Here is a 23,029-nt window from a genome sequence, read left to right as displayed (position 1 = left end):
GACACTCTCGGCGCCGGAAACATCGAAGACTTCTCCTGGAAGGGCTGGCTGGACTTCACCACCTGCACCGAGTGCGGGCGTTGCCAGTCCCAGTGCCCTGCTTGGAACACCGGAAAGCCGCTCTCCCCCAAGCTGCTCATCATGTCGCTGCGTGACCACGGCTACGCCAAGGCCCCGTACCTGCTCGCTGGTGGACGCAAGGACATGGGCGGCGACGAGATCGGACTCGTCGACAGCGAAGGCAACGTCAAGGAAGCCGCACTCGCAGCCATCCCCGAGGCCGCACGCCTCGAGGCCGACCGCAAGCTCGTCGGTGAAACCGTCGAAGGTGAGATGGCCCCGGTCATCGACGCCGAAACCTTGTGGAGCTGCACCAACTGCGGYGCCTGCGTCGAACAGTGCCCCGTCGACATCGAACACGTCGACCACATCATCGACATGCGTCGCTACCAGGTCCTGATCGAATCGGAGTTCCCCTCCGAGCTCGCCGGCCTGTTCAAGAACCTCGAGAACAAGGGCAACCCCTGGGGCCAGAACTCCAAGGAYCGYCTCAACTGGATCAACGAGATGGACTTCGAGATCCCCGTCTTCGGCAAGGACGCCGACAGCTTCGAGGACTACGAGTACCTCTTCTGGGTCGGCTGCGCCGGCGCCTACGAAGACCGTGCCAAGAAGACCACCAAGGCYGTCGCCGAACTCCTYGCCACCGCGGGAGTGAAGTTCATGGTCCTCGGCGCCGACGAAACCTGCACCGGCGACTCCGCACGTCGTGCCGGCAACGAGTTCTTGTTCCAGCAGCTCGCAATGCAGAACATCGAGATGCTCAACTCGGTCTTCGACGGTATCGAGCAGAAGAAGCGCAAGATCGTCGTCACCTGTGCGCACTGCTTCAACGCCCTCGGCAACGAGTACCCGGAGGTGGGCGGCGACTACGAGGTCGTGCACCACACCCAGCTGCTCAACCGTCTGGTGCGCCAGAAGAAGCTGATCCCGGTTGCGTCCGTGAGCGAAGACGTCACCTACCACGACCCGTGCTTCCTCGGACGCCACAACAAGGTTTACGACGCTCCCCGTGAACTCATGGAAGCCTCAGGCTCCAAGCTGGTCGAAATGCCGCGTCACGGCGAACGTTCCATGTGCTGTGGTGCCGGTGGTGCTCGCATGTGGATGGAAGAGAACATCGGTAAGCGCATCAACGTCGACCGCGTCGACGAAGCGCTCTCCACCAACCCCAAGAAGATCGCCACGGGTTGCCCGTTCTGCCGCGTCATGCTCACCGACGGCGTCACTGCCCGCCAGGAGCAAGGCCAGGGCGAAGGCGTCGAGGTCGTCGACGTCGCGCAGCTGATGCTGAACTCCGTCACCCGCCTCGATCCCGCCCAGCTCGGCGAGAACATCAAGGTGATCCCGCGTGAGAAGGCCCCGGTCGCTGCTGAGGCAAAGGCTGAGACTGTCGAGCAGGATCGGGTCGCCGAAGTCGAGGAAGCCGCCGCGACTCCGGAAGCCAAGGCTGCACCGGCAGGCAAGGGTCTGGCCATGAAGGGCCTCGCCAAAGCACCAGGCGCAAAAGCTCCCGGCGCCAAGGCACCAGGCAAGGGCCTCGGAATGGCCGGCGGGGCAAAGGCTCCCGGCGCCAAGAAGGCAGCTCCCGCCGCAAGCGCGGAAGCTCCCGCCGCCGAAGCCGCTGCACCGGCCACACCTGTGGCAAAGCCCAAGGGTCTCGGTCTTGCGGGCGGAGCCAAGGCTCCCGGCGGCAAGGGACTGCAGATGAAGGGCGCCGCCAAGGCACCCGGAGCAAAGGCCGCTGCCGCACCGGCAGCGGAAGCACCGGCAGCTGAGGCTGCTGCACCCGAAGCTGCTGCACCCGTCGCCAAGCCGAAGGGTCTGGGCCTGGCGTCCGGCGCCAAGGCTCCCGGCGGCAAGGGACTGCAGATGAAGGGCGGGGCCAAGGCTCCTGGCGCGAAGGCTGCACCTGCTGCCACTTCGCCTGAAGCACCTGCCGCTGCGCCCCGAAAGCCAGAAAACGCTGCGAATCTATCGACCGCCAAGCACATCGGCCTTCAACTGAAGAGAGGTGTCAAGGCTCCGGGGCGTCAACCACGTACCAGTTGACATTCAACTCGGGGCGAACCTCAGGAGCAGGCATTCGCACCGTGCGCTTCTCATTTGAAAGGCATTGCCCTACAACGGAAAGGTGCGCACGCCATCTAGATCCATACCAACGAACGGCGGTACGAACGAGATTCGTACCTGCGCCAAGCCCAGCATGAAAAAACCTAGTCCGGTTAAGGAATCTTCGACCCTGCTTCGCTTTTCATCCATTCGTAGTATCCAGCGGCCGGGATGATGGCACGCCGTTTGGATACACTACTTCTGAATGAGAGCTTCTCCGTGACGGTTTCACTGCGGGCGTTGATGAGTTTGGATGCCATCTTCCGATCTTTTGCCCAGGCAGGCAGCAGGCCCCATTTGACAGTTCTGAGCTGACGCTGGGGCTCGGCGTCAGGTTCCTCGTATGGGGTTCGTTCGAGGATCACACGGACAGGCTGGGTGGGGGCGACGTTGTAGGACGGGGGAAGTTCGTCGCCGACGGTTTGCATGGTGTCGAAGAACGCTTGCAATTCCTTGTCTGTGCTCTTGCTTGCGTAGCGCCCGCACATGGCCTGACCTCCTCGTAGTCGGTTCCCGTCCCATTGAACAGCGTGGGTCCGACTTCCGCGTCAAACGGCGTGTGATGATCTGTGCGAGTACGTCGTCGACTGTCGCGAAAGGGGAAGTGCGATCACCAGTCCTCGGCCGGCGCCTGCCGATGTCGCATTGGCGATCGTGGCCGCAACAGTCCTCGGTGTCACCGTCGGGGTTCTTCTGGCCGACGTGGTGGCCGGTATCGCGGTCGGGGCCGGTACCGCGGTGGTGTTCCGTTTTGTGTTGCGGACGATCATCACCAGGAAATAATGGAATCGTTCGGGAGGGCGGCCTACGCATGAAAACGTATCGCGACTTCGAGTGGCTCTTCCGCGACTATCCGTGGACCGAGAACGGCCTGTACGTGACCTACGTGCGCGATGCAACGCCAGCTGCCGTGATCGAGGCGATGACCGTGCGCGAACTGGGGGAAGTACGCGGACTCCAGGGCATCAACGAACTCGGCTGGGAAGAATTTTCGATCGTCGGCGCCGCGGCCTTGGGGAACTGGACGATCGCGATCGCTCCGATGGCGTCGGCCGGCACGGACGACGCACTGATGGCGCCGCTGTCGGCGGGACGTGAGGCGCTTACACACTCGAGCAATGTCGCAGCTGCCGCTTCGTTCATCCTGTGGCAGGACGGAGTTCGTACGGTGAACTTCGATCCTCATCTGCGCCTGGACCCGATACCGGAGGCGTGGCAATCGCGGATGAGAGAGGTCGGGCTCGACCCCGACAGTGAAGGACCGACGCCGGACGGGAAATTCCACTTCGTCGAAGCATCTTTTGCGATGGCCGCGAACTACACCGGCGTGCAGATCACCCCCGAATTCTTGTCGACGGCGACCTTCGTAGCTGGCAGTGACGACTAACCTCGTTGCAGGTCAGCGCACCGGAATAACTCTGCGGCGGTCTTCGTTGCAGAGGTTGTCGGTGTTCGGTTCTTTGCCCCGGGTACCACCCCAGAAATGCCGCTTCGAGCGGCCACTTGCCGAGAGGCGCAAGACGGGCACCGACCCTGTGAAGCCGCTGGACACCCTCTTCGGTGCCGGCGGCTTCGTCATGTCTACAGGGGCTACCGGCGATCCTCTTCATGGACGACGAAGAGGACCACGCCTAGTGGTGAGGTCCTCTTCGCCTTCAGGAGCAACTTTCAGATGTTGTGGTTCCGTCGAACTTGGGTGCGAGCGGCCAGGATGACCGCCAAGAAGCCGCATACGAGAGCGATCACCAGCGCACGAAGACCTGCAATCCAGGGTGAGTGGCCACTTTGACTCCCTACGCCTACGGCCAGGAATACAGCGATCACAAATACCAGACTGGCAGCAGTTTTGTTCATTGCGGTGAATGTTTCTCGTATCCAAATCATTGCTGTAGCTGCTCCTCATCAATTGCGTGTGGAACCACTATGGATCAGTGTCGTCCGGGGAGGTCGAGTGGCGGATGTGCAGTATTCGAAACATGCACTATTCCCCGTCCGGCCGGAGAGGCCGATCGAGGATCACTGTCGATTTGCGGCGAAGATTAGCGAAGCGCGACGCTAGTTTGACTGCCACCGAACATCCGGGACTGTCGGTGACGTGTTTCCGGCGGGGCAATCGGTTTCGGGGCGGATGGCCGTTATGTTATTTTCTGGTACCCCGCGCCGCTTGTGGGCTGCTGCGCGCCCCACGGGTGCGGTCCGCACCTGGAAGGACGCAGTTTCTATGACCGTTGTCGATCGATCACGTCTGCCGATGCGGCGGATGCGACTGCTTCTGGGTGCGGCCGTGGCCGTGGCCGCAGCCCTCTCTATCGCGGTGGTGCCGGCGTCAGCGGACACCGTCACCGCGACCGTCCCGGTCGGCACGAATCCGACCGGGGTGGCGATCACCTCGAACGGGAACCACGCCTACATCACCAACGGGAACAGTGACACGGTGTCGGTGCTCGACACCACCACCAACACCGTCACCGCGACCGTCCCGGTCGGCCGGGGTCCGTCCGGGGTGGCGATCACCCCGGACAGTGGCCGCGCCTACATCACCAATTACTTCGGCGGCACGGTGTCGGTGCTCGACACCACCACCAACACCGTCACCGCGACCGTCCCGGTCGGCACGACTCCGCTCGGGGTGGCGATCACCCCCGACGGCACCCGCGCCTACATCACCCCTTTCTTCGGCGGCACGGTGTCGGTGCTCGACACCACCACCAACACCGTCACCGCGACCGTCCCGGTCGGCGTCGGCACGACTCCGATCGGGGTGGCGATCACCCCCGACGGCACCCGCGCCTACGTCACCAACCTCGGCGGCGACTCGGTGTCGGTGATCGACACTGCCACCAACACCGTCATCGCGACCGTCCCGGTCGGCTCGGGTCCATACGGGGTGGCGATCACCCCGAACGGGAACCACGCCTACATCACCAACCAGCTCAGCAACTCGGTGTCGGTGCTCGAAACCACCACCAACACCGTCATCGCAACCGTCCCGGTCGGTGTGAATCCGTTCGCGGTGGCGATCACCCCCGACGGTGACCGCGCCTACGTCACCAACGCCGGTAGTAACTCGGTGTCGGTGATCGAGACCGCCACCAACACCGTCATCGCGACCGTCCCGGTCGGCACGACTCCGCGCGGGGCGGCGATCACCCCAGACGGGAACCACGCCTACATCACCGACCTCGGAAGCGGCACGGTGTCGGTGATCGCGATCGAGCAGCCGCCCACCCTCACCGGAACCCCACCCGCCGGGATCGTCGGCCAGTCCTACAATCACACCTTCACCGCCACCGGGCGACCCGCCCCCACCGTGACCGCAACCGCCGGCGCCCTGCCCGACGGACTCACCCTCACCCCGACCGGAGTGCTCTCCGGAACCCCCACGGTCGCCGGTCGATTCGAGTTCACCCTCACCGCCTCCAACGGCATCGGTGACGATGCCGTTCTGCCGGTGGTTCTCGAGATCACCGACACCACCCCGACCCCGACCGGCTCGCTCGGCTCCTTCGGTTCGACGACCTGGACCTCCTGACCCCAGCACCACACATGCCCGGTGACCGCCCACCCCGACCCGGGGGGGTGGGCTGCCACCATCGTTCATACCGACAGGACAGCAGAAACAGGACGCGCCCCGGCATCACACCGGAAGGGCGGTTCGACCGGACTCGCGCCACCTAGATCAGCGACAGAACGCGACACACCCGGAATCCGTCACAGTGGAGCAGCGTGTCCTGCTGATCCCCGCTACATCTCGACAATCACTCGTCGAACACGAACCTGACGCTGCCATCTTCCGGCAGCTCGTGAACAATCACCTCATCACCGAGGCCCGTGACGATGGATACGAAAGCCACAGTCTGACCATCGATTTCGACGAACCAACTCACCGAGACACCGCGTTGACGGGGAACCCGGCGAAAGATCGACCCGCCGCCTTCTACGACCGAGCCGGGGTGTAGCGACTGGGCCGTGTCGATCACTGTTCGCCGAACGACATCCAGGTCGATCACGTCATCGTCGGGACCGATCAGTGACGGCTGGAAACTCGTCAGAGCGAACGGTAGGTGGATCATCACCGGCTCAGGCACGGGAATGCGCACCTGGTTGTCACAAAATTCGACATCCCAGACCAGGGTGCCGTCCTCGACGGTAGAGACCAGTCCGGAGTGTTCGACACCTGACTCGAGGCTGATGCGTACCGAATCGACGTACTCCGCCAACGACGCCGACTCCGGATCGCGTTCATCAGCGCCCTCTGCGCCGAACTCGCGGACACAGCCTTGCCGCTCCCCGCCGCGCGTGTCCACGCACAACAGATCACCGCATCCGTGCTCTGCGAACGGAATGTATTCACTGAGGAACATGTGCGCGATCTCGCCGGCCGGATGTTGCCGGGCGATATTTCCCCAGTCGTCGCCGAGGTATTCGGTGTCGTGGAGGTGATCTCGTAAAGATCGGTGCTGTGTGATGATGTCGGCGAGCGGGAGAAGCTCGAAGCTCGGGAACACGCTTCCGACGAAGTCTTCTTCACCGATCGGTCGTTTCTGGCCGTCGTGAAGGGAAAAGAACTCTCGAAGCTCGGGGGTCCACGGTCCTGTAACGCGTTCGGCGTCTTCTCGCTCGGAGAGCGGCCGTGGCGGGCGAACCGCACCTGCCGTGACCGGTGCCTTCTCGTGAAGGACCTGCATGTACCGGCGCCATACATTGGTGAGAGTCATCTCCTGAATGTATCCGTCAGGTCAGCTGTTAGCCGTTCACCTCGTTGCCCTCTTCGAACGCAATCAGCGTGGCCCCAACTAGGGCATGTCTGACGACTGACTCGCCCAGAGGCGGCAGCGGCGCGCGTCTACGCAGCCGCTGCCGCAGAACCTCTCAGTGGTGTACCCGGGCGCGGGATGGTCTTTTGCGTTGCGGCGGCGACCAACCCAAGGGCTGCCAAGGGGACCGCGAAGAGAAGAGATCCCCAAAAAGAGCTCCAGTTCGCCAGCCCGGCGATGGACAAACCAACGAGTGCGGCGACGGCCAACCACGAGACCCACTTTCGCATTGCCAATGCGGCCACCACAGGTGGTGTTGCGAGCAGTAGTCCCAGGCCGATCAGTGGCCAGGCACCTAGCACGTGGACGATGTGGTCATCGCACCGGAAGGAGGATCCGCTCTCGCTGGTCTTCGAGCACGCCAACGACACTTCAGCCATCGTCCATGAGGCGCCGACCCACACGGTGAAGGCCAACGCAGCCCCGACAAAGATCCACCACACTGCTCTCGACACGCCCGCAGCCTAGCCCGGCGCGCGGGTGTGCGGCCCCACATCAACCCGGGTAGGCCCGTCGAGAGCGCGGAGGGGACGAGACCGTCAATCAGCTGAGTGAAGGTTGCATCGGATGCAACATTGATGCGTCTGTTTCAGCGCTGATTGCTCGTCATGTTCGGTGGTCAGTGGCGTCCGGGCAGGTTGACTGGCGGATGTGCAGCATTCGAAACGTGCAGTATTCCCGCCGACGGCGGACACTCAATCATGCGCCAACGCAGTCAGGACCGAACTTCAGTCGACAAAGCCAACAGGGTGCTCATGTGGCTACTGCTGGGATGGGGCGTGGGCAATGTTGATGTGTGGTGGATCCACCTCGCCCGACGCAGCAGTCGTGAAGTCCAGGTGTCGCTGGTAAGCCCAGGCCCCTTCGCGGAACGGACCTGGATTGATATGGGAGGCTTCCTCGCCTACTGCTCGCTGGCATCCCTCTTCGCAATCTTGATCTGGTACATCCTGGCTCATAGATGATGCCGTCGTTTACTTATCCCGCACGGAATCCACCATCCGGTGCGGGCCTTTTTGGTTGGCTAGTCCAACTGTGTGTTCATCTTGTTCGCGAGCCATTCCGCGTCCGACTGGACCATCGGTCCGCGTAGGCAGTAGCGGCCGCGGCTGTCTTGGACGTAGTGGGTGAAGCACTTGTACTCGTATCCGCCGTGTTCTTTGGTGCGGGGTATCGCGACAAACCGTGTGGGAGCGGCTGTTTCGGTCATGGTGCTGCCTTTCTGAGAGTCGGTAGAGTCGCTCCCCTGTCACCAGGTCGAGTGCTTCTATCAACTTCGCAACCCAATGCAGCCCTAGGGGTGTCCCGACATTGCTGCGATACGTGATGACATCGTGGGGTCACGTCGCCGACGGCAACTTCTCACGCCGTGGGTGTGTGCCAGTCGCGGATTGCGGCGACGAACTCGTCTGGGGCGTCGGATTCGACGTAGGTGCCTGCGCCTTTGACGATCACGGTCGTGTGGTCGGGGAACGTCACTTCCAGGCGTTCGCGCTCCTGCCGGCGGAAGGCGATGTCCGCATCACCCCACACGATCAGCGTGGGTAGGTGAGCGAGGTCGGGGAGGCCAGCCTCGACCTCGGCGAAGAAGTCACGGCTGGCGAGGATCCGGCCGGGAAGCACGGCGGTGGCCTGTCGTCGCTCCGGAGTATCGAGCGCCAGCCTGTAGTGGGTCATCTCGGCCGTGGTCGGTTTCCGGCGGTGGTGCCCGGTGGGGAGGAAGGCGTTGACAAGCAGGTTGGCCCGACGAACCAGGAAACGGATCGGGAGACTGCCCATGATGCGAGAGAATGCCTCGAAGTGGAGAATCCCGTTGACCGGCCACGCCCAGGAGTTGATCAGAACCAGTCGATCGATAACACCCGGTCGCCGCTGGGCGGCGGCCAGCCCGATCGGCCCGCCCCAGTCCTGGCCGACCAACGTGACGTCGTCGAGGCCGAGTGCGTCGACGAATCCGGTGACGACGTCGGCGTGTTCCTCTGGAAAGTAGCGGTAGCCGGGCTTGGGGGTCGAGAGGCCGAAGCCCGGATAGTCGAGGGCGATACATCGAAAGTCGGAGCGGAGCGCACTGATCGCCTCGCGCCAGAGGAATGACCAGGTCGGATTGCCGTGCAGCAGAAGTAATGTGGGACCAGATCCCTCGTCGACGTAGTGGACGGTATTTCCGTCGATGTCGACGAATCGACTCTCGAACGGGAACAAGTCGTCGTCGACCCAGGATGGCCTTGTTGTCGTCGTCATGCGCGCCCCTCGCAAAGTAATGGTTGATATAGTGAAGCACACTTTATTTTTAGAAAGCAGGTGTTATGAGCCGCGACTATGGCCAGTACTGCGGACTCGCCCGAGCTCTCGATGTGATCGGTGACCGGTGGAATTTGCTGATCGTCCGTCAGTTGTTGCTGGGGCCTGCTCGATACGGTGACCTGCGCGAAGCGCTCTCCGGCATCGCCACCAACCTGTTGGTCGGTCGCCTACGCGACCTCGAGACCGCTGGTGTGCTCGAAAGACGCCTGTCCGAAGGCGGGAATGCCATCACCTACGCCTTGACGCCGTGGGGTGCCGAACTCCGCGAGCCGATCAACGGACTGATCCGGTGGTCGACGCCGCTGATGATCCGCGGTCCAGAAGACGACGATTTCCGGCCCGAGTGGATGTCGCTGGCCCTCGCGGCCTTGTTCACAGGCCGTGTCCCAGCCGATCAGACAGCGGCGGTGAACATCTCGGCTGCAGACCACTGTATCCAACTCCGCGCCACACCCACTGGTGTCGACGTCGGTCTGCCGGACGGGAGGGATGTCGACGCCGTTCTGAGTGCCGACGCCCCTATCGTGCTGGGTCTGGCAGCAGGGGTGCTGACCATCGACGCCATCGCACCAGCCGTCGTCATCGACGGCGACATCGCCGCCCTACGCGCGATCTTCCAAGCGCCCAGTGCTGCGGCAGGGAACTCACCGCCGACAGTTGGATGAATTCACGCGGAGAAGCCCTTCTCGTTCGTAATGGATTCATCGCAGTCCGCTTGACCCGTTAGGCAGCGTTTCGGACTCCGGCGCGTGTGGTTAATTCATCAGAGGGGCCGGCTTGTTGGGTGATCGGGGTGTACGTCGATCCGTTGCTCAACATCGCATTTAGAACATTGCTCGTGCGCCGGGGATGGTGTGATGCTCAACCGACGCACGCGCACGGACATTGTTACTGTCATTGACCATGGTCACGATTCAAATGTGCACAGCAGCGCCGGATACCCGGCGCGCCCTTTTCAGCTGACAACCCAGCGAGGCCCGGGATCATTCCTGCCCGGGCTCCTAGTGTCAGTGCAGATTGGTCTCGTTCTCGCGCAAGCGATATCGGAGACCATAGATGCCAAACGCCATGTCTCGACGGCCGAGGAAACGACGACACTGCCCTCGGGGCACTCCGGCGCGGCGACCCTCACCTCTGGTGCAGTCGCCAATGTTTCGCAAGCTCTGGACGAGCACCACGCTCACTGCGATCGCAGCCCAGGTTGCGTCCTTCGCTGCCCTCGTAGCGATATGGGACGCCACCGGCAGTGTGTTGTGGATGGGGATGCTCGGTCTCGCTAAATCAGTACCGATCATCGTGTTCGCACTTGTCGGTGGCATGCTCGCCGACCGAATCGATCGCCGCACCATCGCTCTCACCAGCACATTCGGCCAGGCAATCGCCTTGGTCGCCATGACAGCGGCAGCACTGGGCCCCGACATTTCACCGGCGGTGATCTTCTGCCTCCTCGCCCTCCTCTCCGCCGCATCATCCGTGGGTTCTCCAGCCCGCAAGGCCCTGGTCGTCACCCTCCTACCAGTCGATACATGGGGTAGAGGGTTGGCGCTGACCGCAACCTCCTTTCAACTCAGCGTGCTGCTCGGACCGGCAATCGGCGGAATCGTCGCCGCCACCCACGGGGTCGCGGGGTGCTTCGCGCTCGCGACAGCACTGGCAGCCTCGGCCGTTTACGGAATCGCCCGCCTACCGCGCACGCCTCCACAGCCCCGCACCCCGCGACCACGACGCACCTCTGACGGCCTGCTGAGCGGCCTACGCATCGGATGGCGAACACCGGCCCTACGCAGGGCGTTCTTGGTCGATCTCAATGCCACGGTCCTCGCCATGCCTACCGCCCTGTTCCCGGCTCTGAACTCCGAACGTTTCGGCGGTCAGACGTACACGTTGAGCCTGATGTTCGCCGCTCTGGCGCTCGGAGGCATCCTGGCGGGCGCAGCGTCCAAATACTTCGCGCACTCCCACCGGCCGGCGCCCCTGATGTTCGGAGCTGCCTTGATCTGGGCGATCTCCTTGTTGGCACTCGCCGCCGCCCCGCACCTGGCTGCGGCCCTCGGTGTTCTGGCCATCGCCGGCGCGGCAGATACCGCCAGCGTGGTCGCCCGAGGAGTGATTGTTCAGCGAGAAATAGCCGACACCCACCGGGGGCGGATCAGCGCCCTCGACCACATCGTCGAGATCGCCGGCCCTGAACTCGGCAACGCCCGAGCCGGATTGATCGCTCAATTCACCACCGCGACAATAAGCCTCACAGCAGGATCGGCTCTATCCGCGCTCGGCGTTCTCGCACTAGCGATCTCTACGCCCCGCCGACGACGCCATCGAACTACTAGGACTGAAACTAAGACCGTCACCGGCCCGCAGGAGTGATTGCAGAAAAGATAGAAGCACCGGCGTGGTGTTCTGGGGCGACTTGTACGACGACTTTCTTGACCACTCGAGGCTGCGTAGCGGCAACGGCGCCGGAGGCGGCGGTCGGTTTTTGGTGTGTGGGCGGCGGTGGGTGTGTGCGCTGGTGGGCACCTCGCACCGAATCCGGTGCGGGCCTTGTTGGCTGGCTAGCCCAACTGCGTATTCAGCTTGTTCGCGAGCCATTCCGCGTCCGACTGGACCATCGGTCCTCGCAGGCAGTAGCGGCCGCGGCCGTCTTGGACGTAATTGGTGAAGCACTCGTTCTCGTATCCGCCGTGTTCTTCAGTGCGGGGTATCACGACAAAGCGTGTGGGAGCGGCTGTTTCGGTCTGGTGATGCCTTCCTGCGAGTCGGTAGAGTCGCTCCCCTGTCACCATGTCGAGTGCTTCTATCTCTTTCCGCAACCTCGAACAAGGTTTATTCGCCTCCATCTGTTGGCAATGTGAGCGTCGCGGCATCGCGGTAGGAACGATCGGCGGTGATGTCGATCCGGCGAATCTGCCCGTTGAGGTTGAATGAAATGGTCATCAGGGCAAGTAAACGTCCGGACGGGGCGATCACGACGCCAGGTTCGCCGTCGATGAGCACCACTGCTGCCTTTTTCGCGCGTGTGGTGAACTGCCGAGTCTCGTCTGCCACCTCGGCGGCCCCGCGAATGAATGTCGATGCTCCGGGCGCAACGAGGATTGGATCTACTGTTCGGATCACGTCCGGTGCAAGAAGTTCGAGCAAGGTAGGGATATCGCTTCCGCGTGAGGCGGCGAGGAAGGCTTTCACGATCTTGGTGTGTTCCGTCACCTGTGAGGACGCTGGGGTGGGGGCGGCGTGAATTTTGGTGCGGGCTCGGCTCGCCAGCTTTTTACTCGTCGCCGCAGTGCGATCCAGGATGTTCCCGATTTCGTCGAAGGGCATGGCGAATACGTCGTGCATCACGAATGCGACCCGCTCGGCCGGGGAGAGACGTTCGAGGACGACCAGGAGTGCGCGACTGACAGATTCAGCGAGAAGCACTTCCGCGTCCGGGCCGCTTGTTTCGCCTTCGTGCGGAAGATCGTCGCCCGCCAAGGTCTCGCGGCGACGGTGACGCGCTTTGAGCGTATCGAGTGCTGTTCGTGTGGTGATCGTGGTAATCCAGCCGGCGAGGTTTGCGATCGCACGCGTATCCGATGAGGCAACCTTCAACCACACGGCCTGGATTACGTCTTCGGCGTCGGGCATGGAGCCGACGACCTGGAAAGCCACGGACATCAGGTGCGGGCGGAGTTCGTCGAATCGTCGGGCGAGGGTCTCACTGTCCATGAGTCACCTTTCGGGAGCGGCAGTCGTCAAAGGGATGACCAAGTCCCACGTCTATCGAAAGCGCATATCCCGATATGAGCACACTACAGATCGTCCGCTTCACTACCCACGACGAATCCATCGCTTCCGCCGAGACGGAAATTCGCCGCGTATTCCACGCCGTCACCGCAGTCGCGCCAGAAGACATGCAGTACCTTGCAGTTCGGTCGGGCAGCGAATTCTTCCTGATGCTCAACCTTGCCGATCCGGCAGCAAATCCACTACTCGGCATCGACACGGCAGCGCACTTCCGCCGAGCACTCCCGAACTGGACATCCGACAACGCCGCCCCGAAACCTTTTACTGTCGTCGGAAACTACAACATGCTCGCCCCAATCCAGGAAACCTCGAAATGACCGCACTTGCCACGGGAATTGTCCTTCTGACTGCGCTCCTGAATGCAGGCTTCGGTATCGCCGACTACGCCCACGCGAAGTTCGTGCTCGCCAACTCCGCTGAAGTCCGCGTACCACCGTCATGGCTCCCGATGCTGGGTACAGCCAAGCTTGCAGGTGGTCTCGGGTTGTTGATCGGCCTGTTCGGCGGTCGACCGGTGGGGCTGCTCGCTGCGGTCGGCCTCGTCCTCTTCTTCCTCGGAGCGGTAGCTCGCCACATCCAGACACGTGTGTACTACAACATCGCGTTCCCAGGGACGTTCCTCCTGCTCTCGATTGTCTCCGTCCCGGCACTGCTGTCGATCTAACGGAAGCGGTAGAGACGTCGATAAACACCCGGTCACGATTACGGCGCGCGCTGCGTGGGTGCAACGCGCGCGCAGTCCGTTTGACCTGTCAAGCAGCGTTTCGGACTGCGTCGCGTGTGGTTGACACATCAGAGGGGATCGCTTGCTGCGTGGGGGTGTACTTCGATCCGTTGCTCAACATCGCGTACAAAACATTGCTCCGCCGCCGGGCGAGGCAGATCAAAGCGGATCGGTGGTTCTTACCTTCGGCACGCTTGCGGTCGTAGTACGTACGGGACAGCGGATCACGCAGTGCTGCAAACGCCGAAAGGTACATGGCGCGTTTGAGTCTGGAGTTTCCACCGTACCTATGGTGTTCGCCTTTGATCGACGTTCCCGATCGATGTGTTCGCGGTGCCACGCCTGCGTAGACGGCGAGGTGGCCGGCGTTGACGAACCGGTCGATGCCCGAAATCTCGACGAGCATCGTGACCGCGGTGCGGCAACCGACACCAGGCAGAGACATCAGGATCGGCCCGTCAGGATGCTTGCCCAGTTCGGTTTCGAACTGTTCCGCGAGCTCGGCGCGTGTACGCCGCACCTCGAGCAGGTGTCGTGCCAGCGTACGAATGACGAAGTCAGCCTTGTCCGCACCAGGTACGGTCACCGACTGCTGACCGAGGGAGTCGACAATCTCGTCGGTGATCTTCTTCCACAACCGAGGTGCGAAAGCTCGGGCACTCTCGTCCAAGGTTTGCCGTGTTGCGGCTGTGAAACCTTCGGGCCCGCCGAACTCCGCGAGTAGTCCCGGGCCGACCGGTCGATGCATTTGCCGACCGATTGTGCGTTCCAGAGCGGGATGAACGAAGAGAAGGACCGATCGTATTCGGTTGACCAGGCGGTTCTCTTCGATGGCAAGGTCTGCGTCGAATCCCGCCAGCAGTCGCAGTCCTTCCACCACGTCGTTCTGTTCGTCGATCCGCAGAAGGGTGTCAGGCAATGTTCGTGCCGCGTCGGCGATCACGAACGCGTCCCGCGCATCAGTCTTCGACCGGCCCGGATACAGGTCCGCAATACGGCGCATCCGCAATCCAGGCAGATAGGCGATGTCGACTCCACACTCGCGAGCCACAGCGACCGGCAAGGCACCGATGTTGCGGGGTTGATCGACAACCACCAACACTCGGCCGTGCCGTGCGAGATCCTCTAGCAGGCAGCGGATTCTGCTCTCGTCCTGTGGCAGATCAGTGCCGCAGAGCCGCTGGCCGTCAGGTGCCAGCGCAACGGCATGATGGGATGTTTTGCCGACGTCGATTCCGCAGAAGACGTCATAGATCGGTTCGCTCACGTAGACACTCCATTTCGGTTGTCAGCGTTGATGGTCACGGCACCGATCCCCGTCACCCACGTTATGCAGACCCCTCGGTGTTCGTTTTGGCCATGCCTCTATCAGCGGTGAACCGGCGCCATCCGATCCGGCGGCGTCACTCGACGAGACCCGCAATCGGCCAGTGGGCGTGTAAGCCATACCGGAACGGAAGACCGGCCCCAATGAAGGGACCATCAAGAAGATAACGGGTGGGCGGTCAACCCCGTAGAGCGGAGCGTGGGTTGACGGGTCGGGACCCCGGCATGGTGCTCTGGGGCGACTTGTACGACGACTTTCTTGACCACTCGGGGCTGCGTAGCGGCAACAGCGCCGGAAGTGTCGTTCGGTTGTTGGTGTGTGGCAGGCGGTGGGTGTGCGCGGTGGTGGGCACCTCCCACTTGGTGCGCTGGCGGGGATCTCAATGCGGGAAGCAAGTCTGGCGGTGATATTCCGATCACCGCTTATGTGGTTGTGTCCACCAATCAGAGCGTCGGCTGTTAACGAATGTGAGCGTCATTCGCTGACCCTTCGGATAGCGCAAGGTGGTAGATGCGCAGCCCACTCTGACTCGGCCCAGGAGGAGGCGGCTCGCCGGTGCGAGTGTCGTAGGTGTACCTATTCATAGCGTGCGTCGGGCAACGATCCTGCCGTGTGGCCGCACATCCTTCTCGGTCCGGGTGTGTGTTTCCAGGGCGTCGAACCCTGCAGCCTCGATGAGTTCGCGCATCTCTCCTACCGGCCAGCGATACGCCTGCGTAACGACATGCTCGAACGGTTCGAGGTTGGGCCACTCGAAGAAGCCGACCAGAAGCCCGCCGCCAGGCCGGATTACGCGCGCGAACTCGGTGAGTACAGCTGGCAGATCCTCGGGCTGATGATGGATGGTCGTGTACCAGGTGAGCACTCCGCCAAGGGAGCCTGTCTCCGCGTCGATTGCCTCGAAGCTCCCGATATCGAAAGTGAGGTCGGGGTAGGTCGCCTTAGCGTGCTCGACAAACTCCGGAACGAGGTCGATTCCGCGTACGTCGAGTCCGTGCTGCGCGAGGAAGTTTGTCCACTGTCCAGGTCCGCTACCCGCATCGAGAACCGGACCGGTCAAACTGTCGGCCCAGGTGCTGACGAGGGCTCGGTCGGAGGGATGAGTCTTTGAGATCGCTCCGGCGACTTCGACGTACTTCTCGGACCATTTGGAGTATGAACTCTGGACTGTGTTCGCGACGTTCGTCATGCAAACGATCATGCCGAAGGCGTAGAGCTTGCTGCCGTTGCCGCGCCGGGTAGTCCAGTGAAGTGCGCCCGTGACATCTCCGCTCACCCAGCTAGGACACGACCATCATCCAAGCCATCAAGATGAGCCACGCGTGCACTGCGAGTACCTTCGACGTCTTCCTCCCTCCGTTTACGTTCACCCATCCGACTCGACACGGACCACTAGCGTCATCGGTGGTGGTTGTCCTAGGCGGCTTTCGGTGCAGATTGGTGGCGCTCGGTCGCGGGTTCGGGGGTCCATTCGCGGTTGTCGCGGATCAGCGCCCACACGACGTCGACGAGACGACGAGCGAGCGCAATCAAAGCGTGCACAGCCGAGCGTTTCTCGCCTCGTTTGCGCTGATAGAACTCCTGGGACGGTCCGTCGCGTTGGGAGCTGTTGAGCGCAACCATGTAGAACACTTTCCGGAGGCCACGGTGGTAGCGCTGAGGTCTGCGCAAAGTGCCGTGTCGGTTTCCTGAGTCATGCGGCACCGGGGCGAGGCCAGCGTAGGCGGCGAGTTTGGCGGCCGAGCCGAACGAAGTGAGGTCACCGCCGGTGATCGCGATGAGTTCGGCTCCGCTTCGGGTTCCTATGCCGGGCACGGATTCGAGAATGCGTGCGTGCCGATGTTGCCGGAAGACACCGGTGATTTGTTTGTCCAGATCGGTGATCTGCCGGGTGAGCAGGATCAGCGAACTGGCTGCCTGCTGAATCAAGACTGCGGTGGTTGCTTCACCGGCCAGTGCGATGGGCTGCGCCAGGGCTGCCGTACGAGCCGCACCGATCATTTTAGGGATCGTGGGTCGGCGAACCCCGTGAGTACGCAGGTGATCGTAGATTTCTTCGTCGGTGGCCGCGTTGATCGACGACGGCGTAACATACCTGGTCACGAACGCCAGACCGGTCAGCGTCGAATAGTCGAAACACCGCTCCAGACCAGGAAAAATGCGGGTCAGCAGGACACGCAGTCGATTGATGCCGCGCGTTCGCTCGGCTACAAGCTCGCTTCGGTGGCCGGTCAACAGCTCGAGCTCGATCGCGACATCGTCGGGCACTGCGACCTGAGCGAGGTCGCTGCGCAGACGTGCAGTCTGCGCGATCACCACCGCATCGCGGGCGTCGGTCTTGCCCTCGCCTGCAAAGGCACCGGTCATACTGTGGACGACCCTGCCAGGCACGTACCGCACCTGCTGACCGTGCGCAGCCAGCACGCCACGGAGCAAGGCAGATTCCGGTGCGGTCATGTCGATCGCCCATACCACCGACCCGACATCTGCGACTCGTTCGAGCAGTGTCTCGATATCCGCTTGGTCGTTGCGAATACGGCGTGACCACAGCACAGCGCCGCTGTCGTCGACTGCGGCGGCGGCGTGATGAGCGTGGCGGCCGACATCGATTCCAACCCAGACAATTTCGACCATAGGCACTCCTTGCGAATACGTGGGGCTCGTCAGGGTTGTTTCGCCGGCACACCTTTACACAGCGACAAACTTCGCGAACACATCTCAATCAGCGGCCGAAACGACCGGTCACGGTCCGGGGTGGCCTTCCACGCGAAGCCATCGGGGCAGCAGGTGATTGTGGAGCCACGCCCCAGACCGCCGACGAGCGCCTGAAGCGACTACCTCAGGCTCCTCCAACGTAAAGGTGATTGTGCGGGAGCTGCGCAGGCCGGTCACGGGTGGTGTCGCGGTAGCTCTGGTTTTGTGGTGGGGAATGAGTATCAGGCCGCCACGTGTGACCGATCTGCAAAGGTTGTTGCAGGTCAGGACTTCGGCTTTCGCTTCAGTCTGGTCAGAGTGGCGACCTGGTGCTCGTCGCAGCCTTAAGGATAGTTCTGGGGTCCGACATGTTCTGCGGGATCCGCGATGGTGAGCGTGTGCGGCAAGATGTTGTGGTCGTTGCAGTTTGGGGTGAAGGTGGGGTTTTGTGAGCAAGGATCATTTCAGTGCATCAGACTTGGTTGCGCTGGGTTACGTGCCGGATCGTTTGATCTCGGTGTTCGGTGAGCCGGATTCTGTTGACGGGGAACCTCATTGGGATGCAGGAACTGTAGAAACAGTCGAGCGCGATGTTTCGGCACCTGCTGTACGAGTGCTGTGGGACGCGTTCGCCCCGGAGTGGAATGTCCGCATGAGGATGCAGAACACAGCATTGCCGTTGGGGTCGCCTCAGATGGAACAAATGTTGGCCCGTGCGACGATGAGGGAAGCCTGACAGCTCTCGGCGAATTCATCGGATTAGGTTGTGCTGCTGTGGTTTCGTAATCAAACGCAGATCCCGATCAAGATCCCAGTGGCTGTCGTTCCGAGTCCGACGAGCGCCCACTTTAGATCCCCTATCGCATGGGAATTCTGTTCTGTTTTCATGTGATCGATCGCTTTCGAGAACGCGGTCTCGATTTCACTACGGGCCGCGTCGGCATGTGCGTGCGACTCAGCCCTCACCGCATCAAGCTCACGGTGGAGATCAACCAAATGGTCAATGAGTTGGTCGTGTTTCAGAACTCTCGCGTGGTCGGCCCCAATGCCAACGTCGCTTCCATAGACTGTTCGCAATTCCTGCTCTGTCGATCCGGCCAGGCGGCCGAAGGCGACTCCGAGGAACGCAACGAGCCGTGTGTTGTTCCTCGTCGACGCTCTCGACCACGCGGACCATAGTCCGACCATCGTGATTAGGGTTCCGAGCAGCTCGAGTTATTTTGCCTGCCGTTTCCATCCGTCCACGGTAGGGCTCTGTCGAATTCTCGCACCGTCTTTCGGTCGCAGACCGAGGTCCGTTCCTTGGCGACTCCGAGCGCTACCTATCGATTCGTTTGATGTGCCAAGGGGGGATCTCGCGCTGCGGTCTGACCTTGATCGCACGGAATTTGTATCCGTCCTCATCGAGGACCGGCTCCCATTCGAAGTCAACCCGCTCGCCGACGACGAGACCACTGATTCCTCCGCTGATGTTGAAACTGCCGCTCGGCTGAGCATTGAGGACTTCGTCGGGGTGGAGAGCGCCGAAGAAGGTCCAACAACCGCCCGGGGTGTCCGCAGAGTCGATGACCCCCCAGCCTTCCTCGCCATTCCAGGTGGTGACGACACCGATCGCTGGGGTGCCGATCGGGGGCGCGATCGTATCGTCGAGGTCGGTGATGTCTAGATCGGTGACCTCGTGAACGGTGCCGTCGGGATCGATATCCCAAACCCTGAAACCGGACGGTCCCGGCGGCGTGTGGTCCTCGCCGACTGGCCACGCCTGCACGGTGTGAAAGTCGTAACCGTCTGCCGCCTCGTCGAGTTGATTCCACTCGAACTCGACTTCCTGACCTTCGACCAAACCCGGGAACCCGTGGACCACTACAGATGTCCATGAGGTCCAGCTACCGCCCGGAGTGTCTGCGGAGTCGATCACGCCCTGCATACCCCCACGTCCCAACTACGTACCACTCCTCGGCTCGTCATGACCTCAGTATGTCCAAGACCACGCTGCCGGGCGAGCTGCATCAGAAAGCCGAACGACGACAGGCACCTCCCGAAAGTCGGGCCCCTGTCCGGAACCAGCTGAGCTGCGAAGCAGGGCGAGGGCGTGCCGCCCCGGCCGTAGAAGATCCCAGGCCCATACAATTCGGACAATATTGCAGCTTAGTGCTCTTCTTCGGGTGTTCAAGCTTGTCCGTCGTTCCCCATTAGGTTCAAGACGACGACGGGAATCAGGTCGTTGGGTCCGAAAGTTGTCTGTTTTGTCGATGGTCAAAACGCACACCCAAACCCGCATGAACGATCTGATCGGACTGGAGTTGCTACTCGTCCATTGAAGGACTATCTAATTTCGTGTGAACTCCGCCATGGCAGGCTTATATGCATGAGAAGCTCACTGGGTACGGCCTGGACGATCCTGATGTTGGCCGGAGCGTTGATGGCTTGTTCACCTGGTGAGGAAGAAATCGAGTCGTCCGATAACCGCCACAACCAGTCGGGGTCTGTTGAAACCCCTGATGGACAACTGATGATCGCCGGCCCGATTGCGACTTGGCCGGAAGGCCCTACGGGCATGCCGCAACTCCCACACTCGATATTCTCGGCCGCCGACACGCGCAGAGGTGCATCCGCAGGCGACGGCGTCGTCATCATCCACACCGGAAATCAATACGGGCCCCGCGTGGAGGTCACCGTCAATTCGGTGCAATCGCCACCACCAGACGAAGAGGGCTGGGAAGAATCATTCGATCTCGAATTCTCGACTGCAGACGGCCAGATGTACGTGTATGACCTGAATTCGTTCTCATATGCGAACGGTTTTGAAAAACCCATCACCTCTGACGGCGCTGGTACGTACACCATGCGGGTTTCTGCCCGAGGCCGGATAGCGAATCAAAACGATGCGAATTCTTCGATTCCGGAAAGATATTTATTGCAGGTATGGAAGTCGGCACCTTCCGAGTAGACGAGTTTCTCTCATCAGATGGGAGGTCACGAGCCTGGAACAGTGAGATACAGGATTACTCCAGTAATCATGACGGCCGGGGCTACGGTAATCCACCAAGTCCAACATCGGTCCTCACCGACGACACGAATCGTAGAAATCATCCACAACAGCCCGACCGCCGCCAGCAGCAACGTCAGCAAGCCCCCGACGAGAAGCTCGTCGGGACCGGTCATCCGGGACAGAAACTTAGGCTTGTCCCACCGCATTCCGAGAAGTCCAACGATCGGCAAAATGGGAAGCAACGCGGCGAGGACCACGGTACGTCTCGGCGATAGTTCATCGTTCTGTACTTTGGGCATGACCTCGACTGTCCCCCGCGCATCGAAGCAGCGTGTATCTGACTTCTACCAAGTTGGCAGGGTGCCACGGAATTCATACCACGGTCCGTCGATATGGGTGACGTCGAACTTCTCGTAATACTCGTCGCCCGCTGGTCTGCCGCCGGGTGAATACACCCAACCCCCGGCCGAGCGGAACCAGCCCTGATCAGCGTCATGAAAGTAGACCGTCCCCGCAGGATGCTTGGTGATCCTCGACATCGTGAAAGGGCCGACGTGTACGTCAGTGACTGAGGTGGATTCAGGGGTGTCCGGAAGATTCCGCACAGCCATCTCGAAGTCGTCGCGTGCGGACTGAAATGATGGTGCGGGAATGAGTACTGCGATCACAAGAGCCGTCAGGACGATGATCGGGGTGACCATGACCGACCACGACCATCGCCGTTCCTGGCGCACGATGCCGAAAGTCTGGACAGCCCAGACAGTTCCGGTGATCAGAAGCATGCCTGAAAGTGCTAACAGGATCAGCAGATTGGTGAGTTTGTCCACCCTGTGACCTATACCGGGCCACCAATCGATTACGGCGAAAACGATGCCGAGCGACAAAACGAGCGTGCACACAGCCGTCAATGTTCCCGGTGGTCGGCGACGGTAGGGAAGGTGGATTGATGACATGACCGACCGTACCTCAGGTTTCTGCTACTGACATACGACCGGCGATGAGCCTGGTCGATACATATCGTCCGGTTTGGCGATGGTCAAAACGCACCCCCAAACCCGCAGAATCGGCCTGAGGGCCTTCGGTTTACAGGCGGGAGCCAAGAATCTGTAGGGTCATCTGATGACCCGTGAACTCCCCAGACCGACGCAAGGTAGGGCGTTGTTGGTTCGGGCGGATTTCAGTGATGATGATGCGTGGCAGCTTCTGTGCGACGTCGCGACGGGTCCTGACGGCCCAGATCCTGAGTATTCCGATTTCTGTGCAAGCCTGGCGTGCGTCAGTGATCTGGATCTTGACGGTCTGACTGCAGATGAGATCGCCGGACTTGTCCCGAGTCCACCTCCGTACTTCGTATTCCTCGCCGATTCAGTGACTTTCAGCCATCCGGAGCGACCGATACTTGCTGTCGACCTGAATCGGGAGCCTGGGCGTGCAGTCCGTGTCGTTCCGACGTCGAGCTGGTCGATCGAGAATAAGCTGTCTTTGGCAAACATGGATTTCAGTGATTTCGCGAGTGCTGCTGACAGGGCGGAAGATCGGATATTCCGAGGATTCTGACGGGGTCCACTAAGTCGGATCCGGTCGCGATTATGTGTTTGAGCGATGTGAACGTGGACCATTCTTTACGGAAATGCGTACCAATTGTCGGCGACGGGCTTATAACGACGGAGCTGGTCCGGGTCCAGAGTGCAGTTCGCCGTGTATATCCATCCGGCCTTGAGTACGACGCTCTGCTTGAGATCGGCGAAATACACGCAGTTATCCTCTCTGATATAGACGTGGAACTCGAGCCCGTCGATCACGGTACTTCGGCCGGTATAGGGCATGAGGTTCTGTTGCATCGAGTTTGCGAGCTCCTCCATCCCGCCCCGGGCACGGTCGAAGGCGTCCTCTGTCGGCGTCGGCACCAGCACAAATACCATGGCTGTCGTCGCCACGGCCAGTGGGGCAAGCCCAATCTTCCACGACAACCGCTGCTCACGTGTCCAGTAACCGTAGGACCGGAAGATCCAGAGAGCACCGACCACCGTCAACCCTAGGAGAGCTAACCCCACTGTTGCAGGTTCGAGGAGGACAACAGCGGGCCGGGGGTATCGCCACCAGTCGTAGCGCACCCCACCCAGCACAGCGAGGAACGGAACTGCGGCGACCGCGAACCCAAGTCCCGGTGTACGTGCTCTGAGAATCTCGTTGTCACGAGGGCCGCTCACGCT

Annotated in this window: 23 protein-coding genes and 1 pseudogene; 11 read left to right on the top strand and 13 right to left on the bottom strand. The window is 61.5% G+C overall.

What is annotated here, in order from left to right; all coding sequences use genetic code 11:
- The coding region (locus tag AC1DVN_RS26325) for a (Fe-S)-binding protein (RefSeq protein ID WP_477994391.1) at nt 1-2,112 on the top strand (2,112 nt) is incomplete at its 5' end.
- A gap of 176 nt (nt 2,113-2,288) precedes the next feature.
- Here the strand turns inward: AC1DVN_RS26325 and AC1DVN_RS26320 are convergent.
- A pseudogene (locus tag AC1DVN_RS26320) lies at nt 2,289-2,660 on the bottom strand (SOS response-associated peptidase); the annotation flags it as partial.
- A 166-nt stretch (nt 2,661-2,826) separates the two neighbouring features.
- On the opposite strand from AC1DVN_RS26320, the gene AC1DVN_RS26315 reads away from it, so the two are divergent.
- The 3 genes from AC1DVN_RS26315 to AC1DVN_RS26305 all read left to right on the top strand — a co-directional run bounded on the left by AC1DVN_RS26315 (nt 2,827) and on the right by AC1DVN_RS26305 (nt 5,704).
- A complete protein-coding gene (locus AC1DVN_RS26315) occupies nt 2,827-2,955 on the top strand; it encodes a hypothetical protein (RefSeq protein WP_317545210.1) in 129 nt (42 codons plus the stop codon).
- Between the two features lie 28 nt (nt 2,956-2,983).
- Nucleotides 2,984-3,559 (top strand): DUF6461 domain-containing protein, encoded by a 576-nt coding sequence (locus AC1DVN_RS26310; RefSeq protein WP_477994390.1) that lies wholly within the window; start codon nt 2,984-2,986, stop codon nt 3,557-3,559.
- An 834-nt stretch (nt 3,560-4,393) separates the two neighbouring features.
- Entirely contained in the window at nt 4,394-5,704 is a 1,311-nt protein-coding gene (locus AC1DVN_RS26305) for a YncE family protein (RefSeq protein WP_477994389.1), read from the top strand.
- A 226-nt stretch (nt 5,705-5,930) separates the two neighbouring features.
- Here the strand turns inward: AC1DVN_RS26305 and AC1DVN_RS26300 are convergent, their stop codons facing one another.
- The 4 genes from AC1DVN_RS26300 to AC1DVN_RS26285 all read right to left on the bottom strand — a co-directional run bounded on the left by AC1DVN_RS26300 (nt 5,931) and on the right by AC1DVN_RS26285 (nt 9,230).
- Nucleotides 5,931-6,890: an SMI1/KNR4 family protein gene (locus AC1DVN_RS26300; RefSeq protein ID WP_477994388.1), complete on the bottom strand. Its 960-nt coding sequence runs from the start codon at nt 6,888-6,890 to the stop codon at nt 5,931-5,933.
- Between the two features lie 128 nt (nt 6,891-7,018).
- On the bottom strand, nt 7,019-7,444 hold the full coding sequence (locus tag AC1DVN_RS26295; protein WP_477994387.1) for an ABC transporter permease: 426 nt from the start codon (nt 7,442-7,444) through the stop codon (nt 7,019-7,021).
- A gap of 569 nt (nt 7,445-8,013) precedes the next feature.
- Complete coding sequence (locus AC1DVN_RS26290; protein WP_477994386.1) at nt 8,014-8,199, bottom strand: hypothetical protein; 186 nt, start codon at nt 8,197-8,199, stop codon at nt 8,014-8,016.
- Between the two features lie 152 nt (nt 8,200-8,351).
- Nucleotides 8,352-9,230: an alpha/beta fold hydrolase gene (locus AC1DVN_RS26285; protein ID WP_477994385.1), complete on the bottom strand. Its 879-nt coding sequence runs from the start codon at nt 9,228-9,230 to the stop codon at nt 8,352-8,354.
- A gap of 65 nt (nt 9,231-9,295) precedes the next feature.
- Here AC1DVN_RS26285 and AC1DVN_RS26280 point away from each other — a divergent pair, with 65 nt between their 5' ends.
- Both AC1DVN_RS26280 and AC1DVN_RS26275 read left to right on the top strand, forming a co-directional pair.
- Nucleotides 9,296-9,958 carry a winged helix-turn-helix transcriptional regulator gene (locus tag AC1DVN_RS26280; RefSeq protein WP_477994384.1) on the top strand — a complete coding sequence of 221 codons (663 nt, stop codon included), beginning with the start codon at nt 9,296-9,298 and terminating at the stop codon, nt 9,956-9,958.
- Nucleotides 9,959-10,349: 391 nt separating this feature from the next.
- Nucleotides 10,350-11,660 (top strand): MFS transporter, encoded by a 1,311-nt coding sequence (locus tag AC1DVN_RS26275; RefSeq protein ID WP_477994383.1) that lies wholly within the window; start codon nt 10,350-10,352, stop codon nt 11,658-11,660.
- Between the two features lie 188 nt (nt 11,661-11,848).
- On the opposite strand, the gene AC1DVN_RS26270 is transcribed toward AC1DVN_RS26275, so the two are convergent.
- Together AC1DVN_RS26270 and AC1DVN_RS26265 are read right to left on the bottom strand one after the other, a co-directional pair.
- Entirely contained in the window at nt 11,849-12,001 is a 153-nt protein-coding gene (locus AC1DVN_RS26270; RefSeq protein WP_477994382.1) for a hypothetical protein, read from the bottom strand.
- Nucleotides 12,002-12,119: 118 nt separating this feature from the next.
- A complete protein-coding gene (locus AC1DVN_RS26265; RefSeq protein ID WP_477994381.1) occupies nt 12,120-13,001 on the bottom strand; it encodes a sigma-70 family RNA polymerase sigma factor in 882 nt (293 codons plus the stop codon).
- 74 nt (nt 13,002-13,075) lie between these two features.
- Between AC1DVN_RS26265 and AC1DVN_RS26260 the strand changes: the two genes are divergently transcribed.
- Nucleotides 13,076-13,396 carry a hypothetical protein gene (locus AC1DVN_RS26260; protein ID WP_477994380.1) on the top strand — a complete coding sequence of 107 codons (321 nt, stop codon included), beginning with the start codon at nt 13,076-13,078 and terminating at the stop codon, nt 13,394-13,396.
- A complete protein-coding gene (locus AC1DVN_RS26255) occupies nt 13,393-13,743 on the top strand; it encodes a DoxX family protein (protein WP_197941292.1) in 351 nt (116 codons plus the stop codon). Before AC1DVN_RS26260 ends, AC1DVN_RS26255 begins: the two co-directional genes overlap by 4 nt.
- A gap of 88 nt (nt 13,744-13,831) precedes the next feature.
- Here the strand turns inward: AC1DVN_RS26255 and AC1DVN_RS26250 are convergent, their stop codons facing one another.
- From AC1DVN_RS26250 to AC1DVN_RS26240, 3 genes are all read right to left on the bottom strand, one after another.
- Nucleotides 13,832-15,070, bottom strand: coding sequence for an IS110 family RNA-guided transposase (locus tag AC1DVN_RS26250; RefSeq protein WP_477994379.1), 1,239 nt, complete (start codon nt 15,068-15,070; stop codon nt 13,832-13,834).
- A 640-nt stretch (nt 15,071-15,710) separates the two neighbouring features.
- The gene (locus tag AC1DVN_RS26245) at nt 15,711-16,331 is read right to left on the bottom strand and encodes a class I SAM-dependent methyltransferase (RefSeq protein ID WP_477994393.1); all 621 of its coding nucleotides are present in this window, start codon (nt 16,329-16,331) and stop codon (nt 15,711-15,713) included.
- Nucleotides 16,332-16,546: 215 nt separating this feature from the next.
- Nucleotides 16,547-17,770, bottom strand: a complete 1,224-nt coding sequence (locus tag AC1DVN_RS26240; RefSeq protein ID WP_477994378.1) for an IS110 family RNA-guided transposase — start codon at nt 17,768-17,770, stop codon at nt 16,547-16,549.
- Between the two features lie 502 nt (nt 17,771-18,272).
- Between AC1DVN_RS26240 and AC1DVN_RS26235 the strand changes: the two genes are divergently transcribed.
- On the top strand, nt 18,273-18,560 hold the full coding sequence (locus tag AC1DVN_RS26235) for a hypothetical protein (protein ID WP_477994377.1): 288 nt from the start codon (nt 18,273-18,275) through the stop codon (nt 18,558-18,560).
- Nucleotides 18,561-19,142: 582 nt separating this feature from the next.
- Here the strand turns inward: AC1DVN_RS26235 and AC1DVN_RS26230 are convergent.
- Nucleotides 19,143-19,742 (bottom strand): hypothetical protein, encoded by a 600-nt coding sequence (locus tag AC1DVN_RS26230; RefSeq protein WP_477994376.1) that lies wholly within the window; start codon nt 19,740-19,742, stop codon nt 19,143-19,145.
- A 450-nt stretch (nt 19,743-20,192) separates the two neighbouring features.
- Between AC1DVN_RS26230 and AC1DVN_RS26225 the strand changes: the two genes are divergently transcribed.
- A complete protein-coding gene (locus AC1DVN_RS26225) occupies nt 20,193-20,774 on the top strand; it encodes a hypothetical protein (protein WP_477994375.1) in 582 nt (193 codons plus the stop codon).
- A gap of 386 nt (nt 20,775-21,160) precedes the next feature.
- Here AC1DVN_RS26225 and AC1DVN_RS26220 read toward each other — a convergent pair whose 3' ends face one another.
- Nucleotides 21,161-21,643, bottom strand: a complete 483-nt coding sequence (locus AC1DVN_RS26220) for a hypothetical protein (protein ID WP_477994374.1) — start codon at nt 21,641-21,643, stop codon at nt 21,161-21,163.
- Between the two features lie 292 nt (nt 21,644-21,935).
- Here AC1DVN_RS26220 and AC1DVN_RS26215 point away from each other — a divergent pair, with 292 nt between their 5' ends.
- Entirely contained in the window at nt 21,936-22,373 is a 438-nt protein-coding gene (locus tag AC1DVN_RS26215) for a DUF6924 domain-containing protein (RefSeq protein WP_477994373.1), read from the top strand.
- Nucleotides 22,374-22,438: 65 nt separating this feature from the next.
- Here the strand turns inward: AC1DVN_RS26215 and AC1DVN_RS26210 are convergent, their stop codons facing one another.
- Entirely contained in the window at nt 22,439-23,026 is a 588-nt protein-coding gene (locus AC1DVN_RS26210) for a hypothetical protein (protein WP_477994372.1), read from the bottom strand.
- Between the last annotated feature and the right edge of the window lie 3 nt (nt 23,027-23,029).

The organism is Rhodococcus sp. P4_E4 (assembly GCF_056401575.1).
The sequence above is the reverse complement of the archived record's forward strand: the minus strand, read 5'-3'. Positions and strand labels throughout refer to the sequence as shown.